This window comes from Paraburkholderia sp. JHI2823 (assembly GCF_038900695.1).
Taxonomy (GTDB): domain Bacteria; phylum Pseudomonadota; class Gammaproteobacteria; order Burkholderiales; family Burkholderiaceae; genus Paraburkholderia; species Paraburkholderia mimosarum.
Genome location: NZ_JAYMRY010000150.1, coordinates 1 through 944 on the forward strand (window position 1 = coordinate 1; position 944 = coordinate 944).

At 67.1% G+C, this 944-nt stretch carries 1 protein-coding gene; it reads left to right on the forward strand.

Going from position 1 to position 944, the window contains the following annotated elements; genetic code table 11:
* A partial coding sequence (locus VSR34_RS38010) for an FMN-binding glutamate synthase family protein (RefSeq protein ID WP_342965189.1) occupies positions 1–944 on the forward strand: 944 nt, incomplete at both ends.

Consider the following 944-nt stretch of genomic DNA (forward strand, 5'->3'; position numbering starts at 1 on the left):
ACGATCGCGGGCATGAGCTTCGGCGCGCTCTCGGCGAACGTCAAGGAGGCGCTCGGTCAGGCCGCGACGGCGATGGGCACGTCCACGACCACCGGCGACGGCGGCATGACCCAGGAGGAGCGCCGCTCGTCGAAGACGCTGGTTTATCAGTGCCTGCCCTCGCGCTACGGCTTCAATCCGAACGACGTCCGTCGTGCCGACGCCATCGAAATCGTCATCGGTCAGGGCGCCAAGCCGGGTGGAGGCGGCATGCTGCTCGGACAGAAAGTGAATCCGCGCGTGGCGGCGATGCGCACCTTGCCGGCCGGCGTCGACCAGCGCTCGGCGAGCCGCCACCCGGACTGGACCGGTCCCGACGACCTGGCGATCAAGATCCAGGAACTGCGCGAAATCACCGACTGGAACACGCCCGTGTATGTGAAGGTCGGGGCGACCCGCACGTTCAACGACGTCAAGCTCGCCGTGCATGCCGGCGCCGATGTGGTCGTGATCGACGGCATGCAGGGAGGCACCGCGGCCACGCAGACCTGCTTCATCGAGAACGTGGGGATTCCGACGCTGGCCGCGGTGCGCCAGGCGGTGGACGCGCTCGAAGATCTGAACATGAAAGGGCAGGTGCAGCTGATCGTATCGGGCGGCATACGGACGGGAGCCGACGTCGCCAAGGCGCTGGCGCTCGGCGCGGACGCCGTCGCGATCGGGCAGGGCATGCTGATGGCGCTCGGCTGCAACAGTGACAGCTATTTCCAGAACGGCGCACTGCATTCGGCGGCTGCCGATTATGCCGCGCTCGGCACGTCGCCGGGCTTCTGCCACCACTGCCACACGGGTAAATGCCCCGTTGGCGTGACGACGCAGGACGCCGTTCTCGAACAGCGCGTCCAGCCCGATGAGGGTTCGCGCCGCGTGCGCAACTATCTCAAGACGCTGAACATGGAACTGAC